Genomic DNA, 2,528 nt, shown 5'->3' on the forward strand with positions numbered 1-2,528 from the left:
CAGAGGCCTATGGACGGATCGATGCTTCAGATCATGGGGGGCATGCCCCCCATGATCTGATGACCAGACTGGCGGCATAATCACATCCGGGATTAGCTTAACTTCGCCGCCAACCTGTCCAAGAAGGCGGGACCACCTCACTTTGCGGGGTCGTTCTAAAGGGCTTTCGCTTGCCCGAGGAGCTGAAGGCTGGGACGACTTTGTCGCTTCGTTTACCTTGTCGGCGGAGCTTCCTGTGATCAGCCTTCCCGCAAAGCGAACCGGGGCAGAAGTCGCCACCCCAATAGAGCCTCTAATCACGATCTCGGTAAGATTTACGGCTGAGCGAGCGACGCCCATCGCTGTGGTTTGAATCCCGACGCCAAGAGCGTCTATTGCATCGCCGCTTTTCTTGTATTCGGACCAAGCACCATTCGCACCTTGGAGGATCGCGACTATGCCGACGCCTCCGACACCCGTCGTGATCCCATCTAAGAAGGTGTCGCCGAAATCAATTAGCGATCCTCCCAGCGCTACATCAACGACGTCCGAAAGCTCAGCATTGGTATAGCCACCGTCAATGACGCCGGTCGTTTCCGCTACCTCAGTAGTGGCGATAACGGGAATGTGATCGGCCACACTTTCGATATACGCAGCACTGTCCGTCGCTTTGATCTGGTAGGCCACGCCATCGATGACAATATCAGTCTCTGGATGATTGAAATGAGCGAAACGTTCGCCGCCCAAATCACTCTCGACCAAGGTTTCGAAGTACGAACCCTTGGTGAGCGAAGCTAAGCCCGCAAGCGCCTCCGGAGACATGGCGAGGGTTTCTTGCCATATTTCAAGATCACTCATCTCGGCATAGTTGCCGTTAACATCCCGGAGTGCATCGTAGACACTACCTGCTTCATTTAGGTCCAAAGCTACAGAAACAGGGATGCCGAGCACTGCGGAAATGAGGCCGACGCTGAGCGCATGGTCAGGCTCGAAGGATTTCTGATGACATTGGGGAATTGCTACCCATGCGAGTGACTTCGCAGCGGCGAGGCGTTCCCCAACAATTTGCTTGAGTTTCTCGTAATCCTCCTCGGCGGCGAGCAAGTCGGGTGACGAGGAGACCCTTTCCAATGCTACCTCGAGTGCCTCAATTTCGATCTCAATCTTTTCAAGTGCACTGCGGTCCCGTGTCATCCGCCGCCACCATTTCAGAACTTTCTTGTCGAGTTCTTCCTCAAATTGCCGGTCAGCCTCGGCGACCAGATGTTGCAGCCGGGGTATCGCTTTTTCTAATTCAAGCTTTGCGCGCACATCTGGTCGGCTCTCGTGCTTCCGTTTGATAGCGTCGGTTACGATTTGGTCTGCTTCAGCGCAAAGCTTCGCAATTCGTTTCGCGCGCTTTGCATGTACCTCTTTGTCGAGAAGTTTCAGGAGGTGTCGCTTGAGCCTAGGGTCGTAGGCGCTAAAGGCCGCGAAGAGTGTTCTATTCCCCAGCGCTTTGTCCCTGAGAGAATATAAACGCTCTTCAAGGTCTTCGGAGTTTAGCGCTTCCATCGCCTCAAAAATCTCGCCTTCGAACTTACTAAGGCTCTTGGCGCGGTGCCTGACAAGCTGATGGACGATTTGAATTCCAAGCAGGGCGAGCAATGCAGCTCCCGCCATGGCTCTGAGATTGTCACCATATTGAGGTGCCGCATCCAGAGCAGCGGTGGCTACCAGAGCCGCGGTCGCTAAGCCGAACAGGAGAGTTAAGACATAAGCCACCCTACGCTTGTGATCGAGCCCGTCTTTGATCGCTTTCAAGTTTGAAATTGCTGTGTCGTCTTCCAAAGAGAGCCCCCCAATCTGCAACTGGTGCGATGCCTTGTGTAAAAGAGAATGTATTTCAATATTTTTGGAGGCACACTTCAACAAGAATTCTACGCGCATGGCCCTGAGGGGGATGACTTACGGAATTCCCAAACTGGCTTTTGCTTCTGCAACGCTCGAAACATGGGCCGCAACCGGCAGCAATGAACGCGTGCCCCGCCAGTCTACAAAATCTAGAAATCTTTGGCGTTCTGTTTCGGCAATTTGCACTTCCCAAAGTGTCACAGGGCTTGGGGCTACGATTGCATCAACCTTCGTACCAGACAACGCGTCGAAAACCCTTTCCCAGCCAATTATTTCGCAGGCGATCGCCCGCTCTGTGTCATTTGAGCGCGCGACTGCCTGCTCTGGGGTCGGCGGTTTTCCAGAAACCCAACGATCAGGAATGATGTGGCCACGCCATGACGAAAAGCCTGATCCGTCATCAAACTTAAGGGCTTTCTCTGCAGGATGATGGAGCATAGGCTGGCGGGGTTCACTATCTAGGTGCAGAACCGTTGGCGGCTCGCTGGCAAAAACAACGCTTTCGCCGGGGTGCCACTGAGGTGGTCCCGGAAATTTGGACAGGGTGCTAAGCTAATCCCGACCTGAGGAATGGACGGGAAATGAAGAAGACGAGGAAGCGCTACAGCGCGGAGTTCAAGGCAAAGGTGGCGCTGGAAGCGATCCGGGGTGACCTG

The 2,528-nt window shown here is 54.1% G+C and carries 2 protein-coding genes; both read right to left on the minus strand.

All coding sequences use genetic code 11. The features are described from left to right. On the minus strand, positions 1-1,908 hold a 1,908-nt coding region (locus AC13CE_RS00065), incomplete at its 3' end, for a hypothetical protein (protein ID WP_482971052.1). Between the two features lie 18 nt (positions 1,909-1,926). Next, positions 1,927-2,415 (minus strand): DUF6745 domain-containing protein, encoded by a 489-nt coding sequence (locus AC13CE_RS00070; RefSeq protein ID WP_482971053.1) that lies wholly within the window; start codon positions 2,413-2,415, stop codon positions 1,927-1,929. Positions 2,416-2,528: the final 113 nt, after the last annotated feature.

It is taken from the genome of Qipengyuania sp. B-5 (assembly GCF_056857815.1).